This window comes from Streptomyces sp. WAC 04229 (genome assembly GCF_003947455.1).
Classification (GTDB): Bacteria; Actinomycetota; Actinomycetes; order Streptomycetales; family Streptomycetaceae; genus Streptomyces.
Map to the genome: position 1 here is coordinate 1 of NZ_QHJH01000147.1, position 17179 is coordinate 17179.

At 72.0% G+C, this 17179-nt stretch carries 17 protein-coding genes; 9 read left to right on the forward strand and 8 right to left on the reverse strand.

What is annotated here, in order from left to right; translation table 11 throughout:
• Positions 1 to 2351, reverse strand: a 2351-nt coding sequence (locus tag DMH12_RS28580; protein WP_185832601.1) for a transglycosylase domain-containing protein, incomplete at its 3' end; no start/stop codon positions are given.
• 205 nt (positions 2352 to 2556) lie between these two features.
• Here DMH12_RS28580 and DMH12_RS28585 point away from each other — a divergent pair.
• From DMH12_RS28585 to DMH12_RS28600, 4 genes are all read left to right on the forward strand, one after another.
• The gene (locus DMH12_RS28585) at positions 2557 to 3363 is read left to right on the forward strand and encodes an ABC-2 family transporter protein (protein WP_125494331.1); all 807 of its coding nucleotides are present in this window, start codon (positions 2557 to 2559) and stop codon (positions 3361 to 3363) included.
• 70 nt (positions 3364 to 3433) lie between these two features.
• Positions 3434 to 4198: an ABC transporter permease gene (locus DMH12_RS28590; RefSeq protein ID WP_399189119.1), complete on the forward strand. Its 765-nt coding sequence runs from the start codon at positions 3434 to 3436 to the stop codon at positions 4196 to 4198.
• Between the two features lie 21 nt (positions 4199 to 4219).
• Complete coding sequence (locus tag DMH12_RS28595; RefSeq protein ID WP_125494332.1) at positions 4220 to 5215, forward strand: ATP-binding cassette domain-containing protein; 996 nt, start codon at positions 4220 to 4222, stop codon at positions 5213 to 5215.
• Positions 5216 to 5248: 33 nt separating this feature from the next.
• Positions 5249 to 6040, forward strand: a complete 792-nt coding sequence (locus DMH12_RS28600; protein ID WP_125494333.1) for a DUF1707 domain-containing protein — start codon at positions 5249 to 5251, stop codon at positions 6038 to 6040.
• Between the two features lie 94 nt (positions 6041 to 6134).
• Here the strand turns inward: DMH12_RS28600 and DMH12_RS28605 are convergent, their stop codons facing one another.
• The gene (locus tag DMH12_RS28605; RefSeq protein ID WP_125494334.1) at positions 6135 to 7499 is read right to left on the reverse strand and encodes an SGNH/GDSL hydrolase family protein; all 1365 of its coding nucleotides are present in this window, start codon (positions 7497 to 7499) and stop codon (positions 6135 to 6137) included.
• A gap of 199 nt (positions 7500 to 7698) precedes the next feature.
• On the opposite strand from DMH12_RS28605, the gene DMH12_RS28610 reads away from it, so the two are divergent.
• From DMH12_RS28610 to DMH12_RS28620, 3 genes are all read left to right on the forward strand, one after another.
• Positions 7699 to 9081, forward strand: a complete 1383-nt coding sequence (locus DMH12_RS28610) for a DUF445 domain-containing protein (RefSeq protein ID WP_125494335.1) — start codon at positions 7699 to 7701, stop codon at positions 9079 to 9081.
• 106 nt (positions 9082 to 9187) lie between these two features.
• Positions 9188 to 10666: an MFS transporter gene (locus DMH12_RS28615; RefSeq protein WP_125494336.1), complete on the forward strand. Its 1479-nt coding sequence runs from the start codon at positions 9188 to 9190 to the stop codon at positions 10664 to 10666.
• A gap of 26 nt (positions 10667 to 10692) precedes the next feature.
• The gene (locus DMH12_RS28620) at positions 10693 to 11052 is read left to right on the forward strand and encodes a VOC family protein (protein ID WP_125494337.1); all 360 of its coding nucleotides are present in this window, start codon (positions 10693 to 10695) and stop codon (positions 11050 to 11052) included.
• Positions 11053 to 11100: 48 nt separating this feature from the next.
• Here DMH12_RS28620 and DMH12_RS28625 read toward each other — a convergent pair whose 3' ends face one another.
• On the reverse strand, positions 11101 to 11403 hold the full coding sequence (locus DMH12_RS28625; RefSeq protein WP_125494338.1) for a hypothetical protein: 303 nt from the start codon (positions 11401 to 11403) through the stop codon (positions 11101 to 11103).
• Positions 11404 to 11607: 204 nt separating this feature from the next.
• Here DMH12_RS28625 and DMH12_RS28630 point away from each other — a divergent pair, with 204 nt between their 5' ends.
• Together DMH12_RS28630 and DMH12_RS28635 are read left to right on the forward strand one after the other, a co-directional pair.
• Entirely contained in the window at positions 11608 to 12507 is a 900-nt protein-coding gene (locus DMH12_RS28630) for an alpha/beta fold hydrolase (protein ID WP_125494339.1), read from the forward strand.
• Between the two features lie 136 nt (positions 12508 to 12643).
• Positions 12644 to 13117, forward strand: coding sequence for a carboxymuconolactone decarboxylase family protein (locus DMH12_RS28635; RefSeq protein ID WP_125494340.1), 474 nt, complete (start codon positions 12644 to 12646; stop codon positions 13115 to 13117).
• 64 nt (positions 13118 to 13181) lie between these two features.
• Here the strand turns inward: DMH12_RS28635 and DMH12_RS28640 are convergent, their stop codons facing one another.
• From DMH12_RS28640 to DMH12_RS28660, 5 genes are read right to left on the reverse strand one after another with little or no spacing between them, the layout of a single operon-like run.
• Positions 13182 to 14408 carry a cytochrome P450 gene (locus DMH12_RS28640; RefSeq protein WP_125494341.1) on the reverse strand — a complete coding sequence of 409 codons (1227 nt, stop codon included), beginning with the start codon at positions 14406 to 14408 and terminating at the stop codon, positions 13182 to 13184.
• Positions 14409 to 14431: 23 nt separating this feature from the next.
• Positions 14432 to 15652, reverse strand: coding sequence for a cytochrome P450 (locus DMH12_RS28645; protein ID WP_125494342.1), 1221 nt, complete (start codon positions 15650 to 15652; stop codon positions 14432 to 14434).
• On the reverse strand, positions 15649 to 16290 hold the full coding sequence (locus DMH12_RS28650; RefSeq protein ID WP_185832602.1) for an ATP/GTP-binding protein: 642 nt from the start codon (positions 16288 to 16290) through the stop codon (positions 15649 to 15651). Before DMH12_RS28650 ends, DMH12_RS28645 begins: the two co-directional genes overlap by 4 nt.
• Positions 16268 to 16621: a DUF742 domain-containing protein gene (locus DMH12_RS28655; protein ID WP_125494343.1), complete on the reverse strand. Its 354-nt coding sequence runs from the start codon at positions 16619 to 16621 to the stop codon at positions 16268 to 16270. Before DMH12_RS28655 ends, DMH12_RS28650 begins: the two co-directional genes overlap by 23 nt.
• Positions 16618 to 17058 (reverse strand): roadblock/LC7 domain-containing protein, encoded by a 441-nt coding sequence (locus tag DMH12_RS28660; RefSeq protein WP_125494344.1) that lies wholly within the window; start codon positions 17056 to 17058, stop codon positions 16618 to 16620. Before DMH12_RS28660 ends, DMH12_RS28655 begins: the two co-directional genes overlap by 4 nt.
• Positions 17059 to 17179: the final 121 nt, after the last annotated feature.

Consider the following 17179-nt stretch of genomic DNA (forward strand, 5'->3'; position numbering starts at 1 on the left):
CCCTCGGTGTCCCCGCCGCCGCCCTCGGTGGTGCCGCCGTTCGCGGAGTCGTCGCCTCCGTCGCCGCCGCCCGTGGGGCCCGGTTCCGTGCTGGCGCCGCCCGAGGGGCCGCCGGTGGTCGGGGCGCCGGTCTCGCCGCCGGAGTCGCCCGAGCCGCCGGAGTCGCCGGGCGAGGTGCTGGTGCCGCCGCTGCCGTCGCCCGGGGTCTCGGTGCGGGAGTCCTCGTCGCCGGTGGACTCGTCGTCCGGTTCGCCGCTGCCGCTCTCGTCGCCGGAGCCCGGTTCGTCCGAGGAGTCGGCGGACGGGGGCGCGGTGACGTCGGCGCCCGTCTGGAGCTGGAGGTCGAAGTCGCTGACGGGTTCGCCCTCCAGGGCCTTGCGGGTGTACTGGCCCCAGATCTCGGCGGGCGCGCCGCCACCGTTGATCCTGGCCAGCCCCGTTGCGCCGTACAGCGACTTGTGGGCGGCGGTCTTCGGGTCCTGGCCCATGACGGCGACGACGGTGGCCAGCTCGGGGGTGTAGCCGGCGAACCAGGCGGCGGTGTCCTCCTCCGCGGTACCGGTCTTGCCGGCCGCGGGACGGCCGGCGGCCTGTGCGGCGGTGGCGGTGCCCTTCTCGACGACGCTGCGCAGCACGGACGTCGTGGTGTCCGCCGACTCGCGGCTGACGGCCTGGCGCTCGCGCCGCTCGGGCAGCTCGACCTCGTGCTTGCCGTCCTTCATGACCTTCTCGACCAGTGTGTACGTGCCGTGCCTGCCGTGGTTGGCGAGGGTCGCGTACGCCTCGGCCATGTCGAGGGGGCTGGCGGTGGCGACGCCGAGCGCGATGGACGGCGAGGGCGTCAGTTCCGGGGTGTTCTTGGAGAGTCCGAGGTCGATGGCGGTCTGCATGACCTTGTCGGAGCCGACGTCCACGGCCATCTGGGCGTAGACGGCGTTGATGGACTTGTCGGTGGCCTCGCGGACGGTGACGTTGCCGTAGTCGCGGTGGTCCTCGTTCTCGGGGGCGTAGCGGCCGCCGCTCCAGCCCACGACGGGGCGCTCGCTGGTGCCGTCGTAGCGCGTGTTCGGGTTGATCGTGTCGCCGTCCTGCGTCTCGGAGTGGTTCTCGACGGCGGAGGTGAACACGAAGGGCTTGAAGGTGGAGCCGACCTGGAAGTCCCGGCGGACGGCGTTGGGCGTGTACTGCTTGACGTAGTCGATGCCGTTGTACATCGCGACGACCTTGCCGGTGCGCGGGTCGACGGAGGCGCCGCCCGCGCGGACGTAGTTGTCGACCTTGCGTTCCTTCTTGTCCAGCTGGGACATCAGTTTGTCGTCGACGGCCTTGACGAAGGCGTTCTGCTTGTCCTTCTGGAGGGTCGTGGTGATGCGGTAGCCGCCGCGGGCGAGTTCCTCCTCGTCCACGATCCCGTTCTGGACCAGGTAGTCCCTGACGATGTTGACGACGTAGCCGCGCTGTCCGGACATGCTGGTGGAGATGGTGGACGCCTTGGGCGTCGGGAACTTCGCGGCGTCGCGCTCGGAGCGGCTGAGCCAGCCCTTGTCGGCCATGCCGTCCATGACGTAGTTCCAGCGGGATTCGGCGGCGCGCTTGTTCTCGGGGTGGGCGACGACGTCGTACTGGCTGGGGGCGTTGAGGAGGGAGGCGAGGTAGGCGCCCTGGCCGGCGGTGAGGTCCTTGGCGTCGATGCCGTAGTAGGCCTGGGCGGCGGCCTGGATGCCGTAGGCGCCGCGGCCGAAGAAGCTGGTGTTGAGGTAGCCCTCCAGGATCTCGCTCTTGCTCTTCTCGCGGTCGAGCTTGATCGAGATGAAGAACTCCTTGACCTTGCGGGTGACCGTCTGCTCCTGGGCCAGGTAGTAGTTCTTGACGTACTGCTGGGTGATCGTGGAGCCGGACTGCTTGCCCTTGCCGGTCGCGGTGTTCCAGCCGGCCCGGACCATGGCGCCCGGGTCGATGGCGGACTCGCTGTAGAAGTCGCGGTCCTCGGCGGCCAGGACGGCGTGCTGGGCGTCCTTGGAGATGCGGGCGAGGCCGACGCTCTCCCGGTTGACCTCGCCGTCGCGGGCGAGGACGCTGCCGTCGGCGTACAGGTAGACGTTGGACTGCTTGGTGGCGGCCGCGTTGGCGGCCGGGATCTGCACGAGGTGGTAGCCGAGGAAGAAGCCGCCGACCAGCAGCAGGAGGCCGATCACACAGGTGCTCAGCACGATGCGCCAGGTGGGGATCAGCCTGCGCCAGCCGGTCCGCTTCGGCCGCTTGGGCTTCTTCGCGTCCCCGTCGCCGGCCGCCTGTGGCTCTCTCGGCGCCCAGCCCTGTTCCGGCTGCTGCGGCTGCGGCTCGTCGCTCATGTCGTGCACGGACTCCTGTTTCGCGTCGTACGGTCTGGACTCGTACGGCCTTGTGCGCCTCTGCGCCCTCCGGGCCCTCTGATGAAGACTCTCGCATCGTGGGTTCCGTTCCCGCTCGGCGGCACACCCGTGAAATTCCGTGGCACGGGGGGTCGCCGTCGCACTAGGCTCCTGCGCTTTGGTGCCGAACGGAGGGGGGAGGGCCGTGCGCGTGGGCTCGGGGCGGTTGTACGTGGCCGTCGCGGCGGGGGGCTTCAGACGGTACGCGACCTATCGTGCGGCCACCGCAGCCGGGGTGTTCACCAATACGGTCTTCGGACTGATTCTGGTCTACACCTATTTGGCCCTGTGGGAGGAGAACCCGCAGCTCGGGGGGTACGACCAGGCGCAGGCCGTGACGTTCGTCTGGCTGGGGCAGGCCCTGCTGGCGGCGCTGGCGATCGGGGGCGGGGGGTTCGAGGACGAATTGATGGAGCGCATCCGTACGGGTGACATCGCCGTCGATCTGTACCGGCCGGCCGACCTCCAGCTGTGGTGGCTGGCGGCGGACCTGGGGCGGGCGGTGTTCCAGCTGCTGGGACGCGGGGTCGTGCCGTTCGCGTTCGGGTCGCTGTTCTTCCCGGTGGCCCTGCCGGGGGAGGTGTCGAGGTGGGCGGCGTTCCTGGTGGCGGTGGTGCTGGCGGCGGCGGTGAGTTTCGCGCTGCGGTACCTGGTGGCGCTCTCGGCGTTCTGGCTGATGGACGGCATGGGGGTGACGCAGATGGCGTGGCTCGCGGGATTCTTCTGTTCGGGGATGCTGCTTCCGCTGAACGTGTTCCCGGGTGCCCTCGGCGAGGTGGTCCGGATGCTGCCGTGGTCGTCACTGCTCCAGGCGCCGGCCGACGTGCTGCTCGGCGAGGCCGACGCGCGGGCGACGTTCGTCTTCCAGGCCGGGTGGGCGGTGGCGCTGCTGGCGGTGGGGCGGCTGACGCAGTCGGCGGCGACACGGCGGGTGGTGGTCCAGGGTGGCTGAGACGGCGCGGGTGGCCCGGGAGCGCGGCCGGGTCGCGGAGGGGGTGCGGACGTACGGCCTGATCGCCACGATGTGGATCAGGTCGACGATGGCCTACCGGACGTCGTTCGCGCTGACGACGTTCGGGAACTTCGCGGCGACCGCGCTGGACTTCGTGGCGATCCTGCTGATGTTCTCCCGCGTCGACGCGCTGGGCGGCTGGTCGCTGGGCGAGGTGGCGTTCCTGTACGGGGTGTCGGGCGTGTCCTTCGGGCTGGCCGACCTGGCGGTCGGTTCGATGGAGCGGCTGGGCCGGCGGGTGCGCGACGGCACACTGGACACGCTGCTGGTGCGGCCGGCGCCGGTGCTGGCGCAGGTGGCGGCGGACCGGTTCGCGCTGCGCCGCCTCGGCCGGGTGACGCAGGGGGTGCTGGTGCTGGTCTACGCCCTGGTGCTGCTGGACGTCGACTGGACGGCGGCGAAGCTGCTGCTGATGCCGGTGATGCTGCTGAGCGGGGCGGGGATCTTCTGCGCGGTGTTCGTGGCGGCGGCGGCGTTCCAGTTCGTGGCGCAGGACGCGGCGGAGGTGTCGAACGCGTTCACGTACGGCGGTACGACGATGCTGCAGTATCCGCCGACCGTGTTCGCGCTGGACCTGGTGCGGGGGGTGACCTTCGTGGTGCCGCTGGCCTTCGTCAACTGGCTGCCGGCGGGTTATGTGCTGGACCGGCCCTTCCCGCTGGACCTGCCGGAGTGGGTGGCGTTCACGTCGCCGCTGGTGGCGGTGGTGTGCTGCGCGCTGGCGGGGCTGGCCTGGCGGGCGGGGCTTCGTTCGTACCGGAGTACAGGGAGCTGACGAGTGAGGGAGCCGACGGCGATGACCGAGGGGGAGAGTGCCGCGCCGCGGGGCGCGGCCTTCATCGAGCTGGACGGCGTCGAGAAGGTCTTCGACGTGCGCAGGAAGACGGGTTTCCTGAAGCGGGAGCGGCGTGAGGTGCGGGCCGTGGACGGGCTGTCCTTCACGGTGGCGCGCGGCGAGATGGTCGGCTACATCGGGCCGAACGGCGCCGGGAAGTCGACGACGATCAAGATGCTCACCGGCATCCTGACGCCGAGCGGGGGCCGGCTGCGGGTGGCGGGGATCGACCCGTCCCGGGAGCGGACGCGGCTGGCGCACCGCATCGGGGTCGTGTTCGGGCAGCGGACGACGCTGTGGTGGGACCTGCCGCTGATCGACTCCTACCGGCTGATGCACCGCATGTACCGGATCCCGGACGCCCGCTACCGGGAGAACCTGGAGCGCTGCGTGGAACTGCTCCAGCTCCGGGAGCTGTTGGACGTGCCGGTGCGGCAGCTCTCGCTGGGCCAGCGGATGCGCGGCGACATCGCGGCGGCGCTGCTGCACGACCCCGAGGTGCTGTACCTGGACGAGCCGACGATCGGTCTGGACGTGGTGTCGAAGGCCAAGGTGCGGGGTTTCCTGCGGGACTTGAACGCGGAGCGCGGCACGACGGTGCTGCTGACCACGCACGACCTCCAGGACATCGAGCAGCTGTGCTCGCGGGTGATGGTCATCGACCACGGGCGGCTGATGTACGACGGTCCGCTGGCGGGGCTGCACGAGGCGGGGGAGAGCGAGCGGACGCTCGTGGTCGACCTGGAGCGGGAGTTGCCGCCGATCGAGGCGCCGGCGCCGGCGCGGGTGGTGCGGGTGGAGGGGCCGCGGCAGTGGCTGGCGTTCCCGGCGTCGGCGTCGGCGGCGGGGCTGGTGGCGCGGATCGCCGCGGAGTATCCGCTGGTGGACCTGTCGGTGCGGGAGCCGGACATCGAAGCGGTGATCGCCAAGATGTACGCGGAACGCGCGAGCGCGTAGTGCCGGGCGCGGTGACCTCGTAGGCTGCTGTACATGACCGACGACGCCCCGGAGCTCCGCGCATCCGACGCCGACCGCGAACGAGTCGCCGAGGTCCTGCGGGACGCCCTCGCGGAGGGCCGGCTCGACATGACCGAGTTCGAGGAGCGGCTGGACGCCACGTACCGCGCGCGGACCTACGGGGAGCTGGCGCCGATCACCCGGGACCTGCCGGACGGTACGGCGGTCGTGGCGCCCAAGGTGTCGATGACCAAGAAGCCGGCGGCCTCGGGGGACTGGGCGGGCCGGATCACCGGCGGCGAGCCCTCGTCGACCTGGGCGGTCGCGGTGATGTCCGGGTTCCAGCGCAAGGGGCGCTGGACGGTGCCGCGGCGGTTCAACTCGTTCGCCTTCTGGGGCGGCGGGGACATCGACCTGCGCGAGGCGGACTTCGCGGACGGCGAGATCGTGATCAACTGCGTCGCGATCATGGGCGGGATGAACGTGGTCGTGCCGCCCGGTGTCGAGGTGATCGTGCGCGGCATCGGGATCATGGGCGGCTTCGACCACCGCGAGGAGGGCGTCCCCGGCGACCCGGGCGCCCCGCGCGTGATCGTGACCGGCTTCGCCTTCTGGGGCGGCGTCGGCGTCGAACGCAAGCTGACCCGCGCGGAGAAGCTCCGGATCAAGGAGGAGCGCCGCCAGGAGAAGCTGGAACGCCGCCAGTCCCGGGAGCGGGACCCGCTGGAGCGCGACTCCGGCCCCAGGGAGCTGGACCCCTCCCGCCCCGCCTTCCACGACCTGCACGGCGACCGGCGGGGACGGGAACGCCGCCGGGACTCCTGACGGCCACGGGGGCGTTCGCGGGCGGCCGGGACGGCGGCTGCCGGGCGGGACCGGGTGCCGTGGCCGTCTCTCCCGCGCCGGCGCCGGGAGCGGCTCACGCCTCGACCGGGACCGCGCCCTTCAGGGAGTCCAGGTCGAGGACCCGGCCCATGCGGGCGTACCCCTTGTCGCTGGGGTGCAGGTGGTCCCCGCTGTCGTAGTCGCCGCGGAGCCGGCGCGGGTCGTAGGCGTCGCGCAGCGCCTTGTCGAAGTCGACGACCTCGTCGAACACGCGGCCGGACCGGATCTCGGCGTTGACCTGCTGCCGCATGGCCTCGCGGGCCGGCGTGTAGTTGCGGTAGCCGCCGAACGGCATGATCGTCGCGCCGACGACCCGCAGCCCCCGCGCGTGCGCCCGGTCGGTCAGTGTGCGCAGGCCGGCGAGGATGGAGTCCCGGTCGGCGAGCTTGGGGCTGTTCAGGATGTCGTTGACGCCGAGGACGATCACGACGACCTTGACGTTGGTGCGTTGCAGCACGTCCCGCTCGAAACGGCTCAGCGCGCTCGGGTTGTCGGCGGGCCGACCCGCCCTGCTGGTCAGGATCCGGTTGCCGCTGATGCCCTGGTTGACGACGCTGTAGCGGGGCGCGTCCCGCCCGTCCCCGGCGGCCTCGTGCAGCCGCTCGGCGAGCACGTCGGTCCAGCGGTGGTTGGCGTTCGTCTCGGAGCCGAAGCCGTCGGTGATCGAGTCGCCGATCGCGACGACGGTGCCGTGGGCCTCGTTGCTCAGCACGTCCAGCGCCGTCAGGTAGCGCCAGTAGGGCGTCTCGGTGGTGTACGCGACGGCCGTGACGTCCGCCGTGCGGTCGCCGGCGGCCAGGTAGCTGGTCTGCCGGGCCTGCGGGTGGTAGGTGACCGGGCCGGAGGGCACCGGGGAGTACGTGGTGACCAGGACGTCCGAGCCGTACGGGACGGCGATGCGGGCGATGTCGCTCATCACCTGGCCGCCCGCCGGGATGATCACCCGGGGGCTGCCGCGGAAGGTGAGCCGGCGCATCGTGTCGGCGACCGCGGCCGCCGTGTCCGGGCCGGCGGCCAGCGCGATGGAGGCGTGCGTGACCGTCAGCGGCGACTGCCCGTACAGGTTGGACAGGGTGATCCGCGCGCTGGTGCCGCCGACGCCCGCGTGCACGACGTTGCGGACCGAACGGCCCGCCATGCCCGTCGTCTCGGTGCCCGGCTCGGCGGCCGCCGGCGAGGTGGACCACGCGCCGACCCACGAGCCGGTGGAGGCGGGAGCGGCGTCACCGCGCGGGAAACGACCGCTCGCGAGCGGTGACTGGTCCGTGCTGCCGTCGTCCGCGGACGCTCCGGCGTATATGGCTGCGGAAATCGCCACTATCAAGGTGACGATCGCTGCGAGCAGGGCACGGTGCTTGGTGGGAGGTGCCCCCGCACCCCCGTCACGACCCCGGGTCATGTTGTGCTGTTCTCCTCGGGCGAGGGGAGCCCCGAGGCTCCGGTCCGATGAACCCATGATGAGGCATGGGACGGCGAAAGGCCGCACCAGCCCCGGGCGTTCCCCCCACGGAGAGGCGCGGGGAACTTGTGTTCCGTTCCGGGAGTCGGTCAGGAAGGGACAATGTGTGCGGGACGGATCGGCGAAACGGGTGGAGCGGATGGAACGCACGAAGGCGGAACTTCCCGGTGGTTCCGGGGACACCGGGGGCGCGGGGGAGCGCACGGGGACCGGCGCGGGCGCCCGCGGACCCGGCGCGGGGGCGTTCCGTGACCGCGCGATGACCTCCTTCAGCCCGGCCGACGAGGAAAAGCGCCGCGGCGTACGCCGGATGAAGCTCACCGCGACCGGACTGCTGCTGTTCGTCGCCGTGGTGTACGTGCTGGCCGAGTGGGCCTCCCACCGCGGCGCGGGCGCCTGGGCGGGCTATGTCGGCGCCGCCGCCGAGGCCGGCATGGTCGGCGCCCTCGCCGACTGGTTCGCCGTCACCGCCCTCTTCCGCCACCCGCTCGGCATCCCCATTCCGCACACCGCGATCATCCCCAAGAAGAAGGACCAGCTCGGCGTCTCCCTGGGTGAGTTCGTCGGCGAGAACTTCCTCTCCGAGGACGTCGTGCGGCAGCGGCTGCGTGCCGTCGGCATCGGCAGCCGGCTCGGCGCCTGGCTCGCCGTGCCCGAGCACGCCGACCGGGTGACGGCCGAGCTGTCCGCCGCCCTGCGCGGCGCCCTCACGGTGCTGCGCGACTCCGACGTGCAGGCCGTGGTGGGGGAGGCGATCACGCGCCGGGCCGACGCGCAGGAGATCGCCCCCGGCATCGGCAAGCTACTGGACCGGATCGTCACCGACGGCGGCCACAAACGCGCCGTCGACCTGGTCGTCTCCCGCGCCCACGACTGGCTGGTCCTGCACGGCGACTCCGTGATGGACGCCGTGCAGGGCGGGGCGCCCGGCTGGACGCCCCGGTTCGTGGACAAGAGGGTCGGCGAGCGGGTCTACAAGGAGCTGTTGCGCTTCGTCACCGAGATGCGCGACATGCCCGCCCACCCGGCGCGCGGCGCCCTCGACCGCTTCCTGGCGGACTTCGCCTCCGACCTCCAGTCCGACACGGACACCCGCGCGCGCGTGGAGCGGCTGAAGACCGAGGTGCTGGGCCGCGGCGAGGTCCAGGACCTGATCGCGTCCGCCTGGACGGCCGTACGGTCCATGATCGTCTCCGCGGCGGAGGACGAGCGCAGCGAACTGCGGCTGCGGGTGAGGGCCTCGCTGCTCTCCCTGGGCGCCCGGATGGCCTCCGACCCCAAGGTGCAGGGCAAGGTGGACGGGTGGGTGGAGGGCGCCGCGGTGTACGTGGTGACGACCTACCGCCGCGAGATCACCTCCCTGATCACCGACACGGTGGCGAGCTGGGACGCCGAGCACACCACCAAGAAGATCGAGGCGAACATCGGCCGCGACCTCCAGTTCATCCGCATCAACGGCACGGTGGTCGGCTCGCTGGCCGGGCTGCTGATCTACACGGTCTCCCGCATGCTGGGGGCGTAGGCCCCGTCCGGCTCCGGTCCGGCGGGCTCTTGGCCACCCGGCGCGGCGGGCGTGTTCCCTCCGGCGCAGGGCACAAGGGAGGCGTTCGCTCGACGGAGAGGGAGCCATGACAGCAGAATCGGCGTCGGGTCCGGTGCCCGCCTCCGCCGGGACCGTCACCACGGCCGTCCCGGCCCGCCTGGACCGCCTGCCCTGGTCACGATGGCACTGGATGATCGTGATCGGCCTCGGGACCGTCTGGATCCTGGACGGGCTCGAGGTGACGATCGTCGGCAATGTCGCCGGACGCATCGCCGAGGACGGCAGCGGCCTCGACATCACTTCCGCGCAGATCACCGGCCTCGCCGCCGCCCTGTACGTGGCGGGCGCGTGCTCCGGGGCCCTGTTCTTCGGCTGGCTGACGGACCGCTACGGCCGCAAGAAGCTGTTCATCACGACCCTGGTCGTCTACCTGGCGGCGACCGCGCTGACCGCCCTGTCCTTCGAGTCCTGGTGGTTCTTCCTCTTCCGGTTCCTCACCGGCTTCGGCATCGGCGGCGAGTACGCGGCCATCAACTCCGCGATCGACGAGCTGATCCCGTCCAAGTACCGGGGCCGGGTCGACCTCATCATCAACGGAAGCTACTGGCTGGGCGCCATCGGCGGCGCGCTGCTGTCCATCGTGATGCTGGACACCGACATCTTCCCCAAGGACCTCGGCTGGCGGCTCAGCTTCGGCCTGGGCGTCGTCCTCGGCCTGGTCATCCTGCTCGTACGGCGGCACGTGCCGGAGAGCCCGCGGTGGCAGTTCATCCACGGCCAGGGTGAGAAGGCGGACGCCCTCGTCTCGTCCGTCGAACGCGAGATCGAGGAGGAGAAGGGGGAGAAGCTGCCGCCGCCGGCCGGTGAGATCACCATCCACCAGCGCAAGAGCATCGGCTTCGGTCTGATCGCCAAGACCGTCTTCAGCCGCTACCCGCGCCGCGCCGTCCTCGGCCTCTCCCTCTTCATCGGCCAGGCCTTCCTCTACAACGCCATCACCTTCGGCTTCGGCACCATCCTCATCACCTTCTTCGACGTGCCGACCGGCAGCACCGGCTACTACTTCGCCGTCATCGCCGCCGGAAACTTCCTCGGCCCGCTGCTCCTCGGCCCGCTCTTCGACACGGTCGGGCGCCGGATCATGATCTCGGGTACGTATCTGCTGTCCGGCGTGCTGCTCTTCGGCACGGCGTACCTGTTCGACCGCGGCTCGCTCACGGCCACGACGATGACGGCCTGCTGGTGCGTGGTGCTGTTCTTCGCGTCGGCCGGCGCGTCCAGCGCCTACCTGACCGTCTCCGAGATCTTCCCGATGGAGACCCGGGCCATGGCCATCGCCTTCTTCTACGCCCTCGGCACCGCCGCCGGCGGCATCAGCGGCCCGCTGCTCTTCGCCGACCTGACGGAGTCCGGCGTGGTCGGCGACACTGTTCTCGCCTTCCAGGTCGGTGCCGGGCTGATGTGCGCGGCCGGTCTGGTGGCGGCGTTCCTGGCGGTGAAGGCGGAACGCCGTTCGCTGGAGGACATCGCCGAACCGCTGTCCTCCGTGAAGGCGCAGCCCTAGGGAACAACGGGATCAGGAGCCACCCGATGACCATCCGCAGAATCGTCCCCAACATGCACATCGAGTCCGAGGAGCTGTGGAACTCGAGCCGTGACTTCTACGGGCTCCTCGGCTTCGAGGAGGTCATGGACATGGGCTGGGTGACGACCCTGGCCTCGCCGTCCAACCCGACCGCCCAGATCAGCCTCTTCACCGAGGAACGCACCGCGCCCGTCGTCCCCGACCTGAGCGTGGAGGTCGAGGACGTCGACGCGGTCTACACCCAGGTGGCCGCGTCGGGCGCGGAGATCGTGCGGGAGCCGCAGGACGAGGAGTGGGGCGTACGGCGCTTCTTCGTACGGGACCCGAACGGCAGGGTCATCAACGTCCTGACCCACCGCTCCTGACCCGACCGGCTCTCGCACGGCACGCGGCCGGCCCCGGCGCCCGCCCGGTCAGCCGCGCCGGTCGGCCACCGCCCAGGAGGCCAGGGCCACCGCGCCGGCCACGCCGAGGACGGCGGGCCAGGCGCCCACCTTCTTGGCCAGCGGGTGGGATCCGGCGAAGCCCGCCACGTAGGCGGCCGTCAGGGCGCCTGCGGCCGCACCGCCGGCCCGCTGCCGCCACTGCTGCGCGGCGGCGGCCCCGGCCACGGCCAGCACGGCCCCGCCCAGCTCCCGCCGCTTGGTCCAGCGGGCCACGCCGTACCCGCCGACGAGCCCGCCCGCGGCGACCGCCGCGCTGGGAACCTTCGCCATCTCTGCCTCCTGCAACGCCTCGACTGACGGTTCCGAGGCTAATCACCGTCGAGCCCGGCGCACGCGCCGGGGTGAGCGCCTCTCCCGCGCCCGTCGGCGCGGGCGTACCCCCCGTTCGGCCGCAGGCCGTGCCCTGGCCGCGTCACTTGCGGGTATCCGCACGTTCAGAGGGGTGGACGGACCGACCGAGGGAGCGCGCAGCCGATGAACACGCAGAGTCCGGGCACGGACCGGCCCCGCGCCCGGTCGGTCCGGGTGGACGGAGCGAGGGTGGCCTGCTGGGAGTCGGGGCCGCCCGACGCCGAACCCGTGCTGCTCCTGCACGGCTACCCCGCGAACCACCACTGCTGGCGCCACCAGGTCCCGCCCCTCGCGGCCCGCCACCGGGTCGTCGCCCCCGACCTCCTCGGCTGGGGCGAGTCCGACCGCCCCCTCCACCTGCCCTTCGACTACGACACCGAGGTCGCCCGGATCGGCCGCCTGCTGGACGCCCTGGAACTCGACTCGGTGAACCTGGTCGGCCACGACTACGGCGGCTTCCTCGCCCTGGGCTTCACCGAGGCCCACCCCGCGCGGGTGCGCAGGCTGGCCGTCCTCAACAGCCGCGCGCACGCCACGTTCACCCGCCGCTGGTACGCCGTCTTCAGCCTGATCGGCCTCGCGGGACGCACCCCCGCACTCCGGTCCGCGGCGCTGCGCCTGCCGTACGCCGCCCTCCACCGCCGCACCTTCGCCCCGCTCGTCCGCGCGGGCCGTCTCGACGCCCGCCTCCTGGACGGCTACGTCGACTGGATGGACACCCCTGAGGGCCGCCGCTGGCTGCTCCACTACTTCGGTGACTACCGCACCCCGCCCCGCCCCGAGCTGCGTCGCCGCCTGGGCGCGGTGACCTGCCCGACGGCGGTGGTCTGGGGCCGCCGGGACCCGTACCTGAGCCCGGACATCGCGACCGGCCTGGCCGCGGCCGTGCCCGGCGCTGAGCTGACGATGCTGGACGACGCGGGGCACTGGGTGATGGACGAACGCCCGGCCGACGTCACGGCCGCCCTGCTCGGGCTGCTGGATCGGCCCGAACGGCCCGAGGAACCCGCCACGCACGGGTGAGACGCAGGTCACATCCGCGGACCTCCGTGGCCTGTCACATCACGCCCGCGCGCTCCGTCGTAGCGGTGTAGCCCCAGAGCACACCACCGGCCACCCGGCCGGACCGGCCGGACGACTCACGACGGAGGAACCCCTCATGGAAGCTCGACTCAACCTGTTCTCGAATCCCCTCGCCGGCAAGCTCCTGCGCCACATCAACTCGGCGGGCAAGGCCGTGACCGACTCAGGGCTGCCGGCCGCGACCCAGGAACTGGTCAAGATCCGCGCCAGCCAGATCAACGGCTGCGGCTTCTGCCTCGACATGCACACCAAGGACGCCGCGAAGGCCGGGGAGACCTCCCTGCGCCTCAACCTGATCGCCGCCTGGCGCGAGGCCAAGGTCTTCACCGACGCCGAGCGCGCCGCCCTCGAACTGACCGAACAGGGCACCCGGCTCGCCGACACGGGCGGCGGCGTCACCGACGAGGCCTGGGCGAAGGCCACCGAGCACTACGACGAGGACCAGCTGACCGCGCTGGTCGGACTGATCGCCCTCATCAACGCCTACAACCGTATGAACGTCATCACCCAGCAGCCGGCGGGCGACTACGAGCCGGGCATGTTCGGCTGATCCGCGCAGCCTCCCGGCCGGTGGGACGGCGCGCCCCGGACGCCGGGGCGCGCCGTCCGGCGCGTCACTCGGCGTACAGCCGGACCGGCAGCCGCTGGTGGCCGTTGCTGATCAGCGAGGGCACGGGCGGCAGTTCCTCCGACGGATCGGCGAGGTGGATGCCGGGGAAGCGGTCGAAGAGGCTCTGCAGCGCGAGCACGACCTCCATGCGGGCCAGTGGTGCGCCGAGGCAGAAGTGCACGCCGTGCCCGAACGCCAGGTGGTCCTTGACCACGCGCGTCGCGTCGAAGGTGTCGGCGTCGGCGTGCCAGTCCGGGTGCCGGTTGGCGGCGGCGTACGAGGCGAGGATCGCCTCCCCCCGGGCGATGGTCTGCCCGTCCGGCAGGGCGATGTCCGTGACCGCGTACCGCAACGGCAGGTGCTTGACCGCCGGTTCGTGACGCAGCGTCTCCTCCACCACGTCGCCCCAGGTGACCGCACCCTTGCGGACCAGTTCCAGCTGGTCGGGGTGGGTCAGCAGGGTGTGCACGGCCTGGTCGATGACGTTGACGGTGGTCTCGTAGCCGGCGCTGATCATCAGCAGCAGCGTGTCGCGCAGCTCCCCGGGGGAGAGCCGGGCACCGTCCTCCTCGTCGTCCCGGGCCGCGATGAGCAGGGACGTCATGTCGTCGCCCGGCATGGCCCGTTTGTCGGCGATCAGCTCGTCCAGGACCCCGTACAGGCGGGCGGTGTTGGTCTGCGCCTCGGCTTGGCTCAGCGTCGTGTCGAAGACACCGTCGACGAGGGCGCGGAAGCCCTCCCGCTGGTCCTCGGGCACGCCCATGAGGTGACCGATCACCGCGATGGGCAGCGGATACGCCAGCTCCTGCCGCAGGTCGACCGGCCGGTCGGCGGGCAGCTCCGCGAGCCGGTCGATCAGCCCCGCCACCATCCCCTCCACGGCCGGCCGCATCGCCTCGATGCGACGCGCGCTGAAGGCCGGGGCCACCAGCCGGCGCAGCTTGCGGTGGCCCTGGCCGTACGCGGTGAACATGTTCTCCACCGCCACCCACAGGGCGAGCGGCCAGGTGGTCACCACCTCGCCGAAGGCGGGCCAGTGCGCCCGCCCGTCCTTGGAGACGTCCGGACTGGTCAGGAGCCGTTTGAGCAGGGCGGGATCGGTGATCGACCAGGCTTCCACACCGAGCACGTCCACCCGCGTGGCCGGGCCGCGCTCCCGCAGGGCGCGATGCTCGGCGTGGTGACCGGCACCGGTGGGGTCGAGGACGAGGGGAGACTGCTGGGTCGCCATGACCTGGCTCCTTAGTGTGCGGCTCAGTGTGCGGCGGGGAAGGTGACGGGCAGCGATTCCAGGGCCCGGTGGAACGGGCCGGGACGCCAGGTGAGGTCGGCGAGGGGGCGGGCGAGGTCCGTCTCCGGCAGCGCGTCCAGGAGGTGGGTGACCGCGGTCTCCGCGATGAGGTAGGCGTGCGAACGGGCGGGGCAGGCGTGCGGGCCGATGCTCCAGGCCAGATGGGCCCGGTTGCCCGTGTGCCGGCCCTCGGGCACGCCTTCGGTCAGGGCCGGGTCGTTGTTCGCGGCCGCCATGGAGATCACCACCGGCTGGTCGGCCGGCAGCAGCACCCCCTCCACGTCGATGGGGTACGGGGGATAGGAGATGCAGTAGTTGGCCATCGGCGGGTCGGTGTAGAGGACGGCGTCGAGCGCGTCGCGCACCGTGGACAGCCCGGCGTGCAGGTCGGCGGAGAAGTCCTCGTCGGTGAGGATCTTCAGGATCGTGTTGCTGATCAGGTTGGTCAGCGGCTCGATCCCGGCACCGTAGAGCGTGACGAGCTGATGGCCCATCTCCTCGTCGGTCAGCCCGGCGGGGTGCAGCGTCAGCCGGGACGTGATGTCGTCGCCGGGGTGCCGCCGGCGCAGGGTCACGAGGTCGGAGACGGCCTGGGCGAGGATCTCGTTGCCGCGCTGGGCGTTGGTGGTGTCGAAGATCTTCGCCATGCCGTCGGCGATGCGCTGCCCGATCTCGTCCGGGCAGCCCAGCAGAGCGCTGAGGACGCTGAAGGCGATGGGGAACGAGTACTGGGTGAGCAGGTCCGCCGAGCCGGCGCTGCGGAACCCGTCGATGGCGCCGTCGGCGACCTTCTCGACGAGGGCGCGCAGTCCGTGCTGGTCGACCTTGTCGATGGCGTGGGTGTTGGCGGACCGGTAGCGGGCGTGCTCGGCGCCGCCCGAGCGCAGCGCGTTGGGCCGCCACTCCATCATCGGCCGGACCGGACAGGTCGCCGGGATCAGCTTCTCCCAGGCGCGGGGGTCGGCCGGGAAGCGCAGCGGGTCGTTGAGGATGCGGCGGGCCTGGTAGTAGCCGATCACCAGGGTCGCGGGGACACCGGGCGCCAGATCGACGGGAACGAGCGGACCGTGGGTGCGCCGCATGCGCCGGTACGCGGCGTGCGGGTCCGCCGCGAACTCCGGGTCGTACAGGGCGATCCGGCCCGGTGGGCTCGTCGGCGCGGGCTCGGCGGAGGGCAACGTCATGGGCGGGACTCCAGGAGGGCGGCGGCTGAGCGGTGCTCGCGCTGTTGCTTGTGCTCGGAGAGGTACTCCGTGAGCGTGATCAGGGCGTGCAGCGAGGACGTGCGGTCGCGGGCGTCGCAGGCCGTCAGGGGGGTCGCGGGTTCCAGGGCCAGCGCCTCGCGCAGCTCGGCCTCGGGGTAACCGGGCGCGCCGGGAAAGGTGTTGATGGCGACGGCGTACGGGATGCCGGCGCCGTCCAGGAGACCGAGGGCGTCGTGGGAGGCGTCGAGGTCGCGGGTGTCGGCCAGCACGAGACAGCCCAGGGCGCCCTCCGCCAGGTCCTCCCACAGCGGCTGGAACCGGGACTGCCCCGGCAGCCCGAACAGGTACAGCGCGAGCCGCCCGTCGGCCATGTGGATGCGGCCGAAGTCCATCGCCACGGTCGTCGTCGTCTTGTGCGGGGTGCCCCGCAGGTCGTCCACGCCGGCGCTGGCCTGCGTGATGGGTTCCTCCATCCGCAGCGGCCGTACCTCCGAGACGCTGCCGATGAACGTCGTCTTGCCGACGCCGAAGCCGCCCGCGACCACGATCTTGGCCGACCGCGTCACCGAGGCCGGGACGTAGGTGACGGGCGGGTCAGACCATGGAGCGCAGTCCACGGAGTACCTCCTGCAGCAGGTCGAAGTCGGGCTGGTGCTCGGTCGCGGCGACCGGGCTGGAGAGGTGGCCGGAGTCCATCAGCGAGGAGACGAGGATGCGCACCGTGGAGGGCGGCAGCTCCAGCGCGGCGGCGATGTCGGCGACGGCCAGGCCGCCGTCCGCACCGGCGAACAGCCGCATCACCCGGCGGGCGTCCGGGGCGAGGGTGTCCGTCGGGCCGGTCGCGGCGATGACCACGCTCTCCGGGCGCACGTCCTCGCGCGCGCGGACCTGGCCCCCGGTACGGACGTAGGGCCTGACCATGTCGGGGTCACGCCGCGGGCCCGTCATGCCGTCGAGCCGCCTTCCGCGCCCCCCGCGCCCTCGCCGACCGGCACGCGCTCCGCCGTGCCCAGTTCGTGCCCCACCCGGGTGGCGAGCCGCACCATGTGGTGGGAGATCAGCCCGACGTCGGCGTCCGGGCCGGTCGTGCACACCGACAGCATCGTGTTCTTCGCGGCGGTGGTCGTCAGCCCGATGCAGCCGACCGACTCGATCAGCAGCTGGCGCATGCCCGCCCCGCCGGTGAACTCGTCCCAGGCCTTGCCCGCCGCCCGCAGCGCCGCGGTCAGCGCCGCGAACTTCTCCCCGTCGTCCTGGCCGATCGTCTCCGTACGGGCCTTGAGCAGCCCGTCGCTGCTCATCAGCACGGCGTAGCGGACGCCCTCGACGGTGCCGAGTTCCTGGTCGAGCAGCCAGCCCAGGCTGTTGGTGTGTGTGTCTTGCACGATCAGTGTCCTTCGTCGTGAGCGGCGTCGCGGGCGGCCGGGTGGGGGGTGTCGTGGGCGGCGGTGCGGGTGGCTTCGCGAGGTGCGTCCCCGTCCGTGCCTGGGGCAGCGGGTGCGGGCT

Coding starts and splice junctions, on each gene's coding strand:
- DMH12_RS28590 (WP_399189119.1), top strand. CDS start 3,434: ATGTGGATCAGGTCGACGATGGCCTACCGGACGTCGTTCGCGCTGACG.
- DMH12_RS28595 (WP_125494332.1), top strand. CDS start 4,220: ATGACCGAGGGGGAGAGTGCCGCGCCGCGGGGCGCGGCCTTCATCGAG.
- DMH12_RS28600 (WP_125494333.1), top strand. CDS start 5,249: ATGACCGACGACGCCCCGGAGCTCCGCGCATCCGACGCCGACCGCGAA.
- DMH12_RS28605 (WP_125494334.1), bottom strand. CDS start 7,499: ATGACCCGGGGTCGTGACGGGGGTGCGGGGGCACCTCCCACCAAGCAC.
- DMH12_RS28610 (WP_125494335.1), top strand. CDS start 7,699: ATGGAACGCACGAAGGCGGAACTTCCCGGTGGTTCCGGGGACACCGGG.
- DMH12_RS28615 (WP_125494336.1), top strand. CDS start 9,188: ATGACAGCAGAATCGGCGTCGGGTCCGGTGCCCGCCTCCGCCGGGACC.
- DMH12_RS28620 (WP_125494337.1), top strand. CDS start 10,693: ATGACCATCCGCAGAATCGTCCCCAACATGCACATCGAGTCCGAGGAG.
- DMH12_RS28625 (WP_125494338.1), bottom strand. CDS start 11,403: ATGGCGAAGGTTCCCAGCGCGGCGGTCGCCGCGGGCGGGCTCGTCGGC.
- DMH12_RS28630 (WP_125494339.1), top strand. CDS start 11,608: ATGAACACGCAGAGTCCGGGCACGGACCGGCCCCGCGCCCGGTCGGTC.
- DMH12_RS28635 (WP_125494340.1), top strand. CDS start 12,644: ATGGAAGCTCGACTCAACCTGTTCTCGAATCCCCTCGCCGGCAAGCTC.
- DMH12_RS28640 (WP_125494341.1), bottom strand. CDS start 14,408: ATGGCGACCCAGCAGTCTCCCCTCGTCCTCGACCCCACCGGTGCCGGT.
- DMH12_RS28645 (WP_125494342.1), bottom strand. CDS start 15,652: ATGACGTTGCCCTCCGCCGAGCCCGCGCCGACGAGCCCACCGGGCCGG.
- DMH12_RS28655 (WP_125494343.1), bottom strand. CDS start 16,621: ATGACGGGCCCGCGGCGTGACCCCGACATGGTCAGGCCCTACGTCCGT.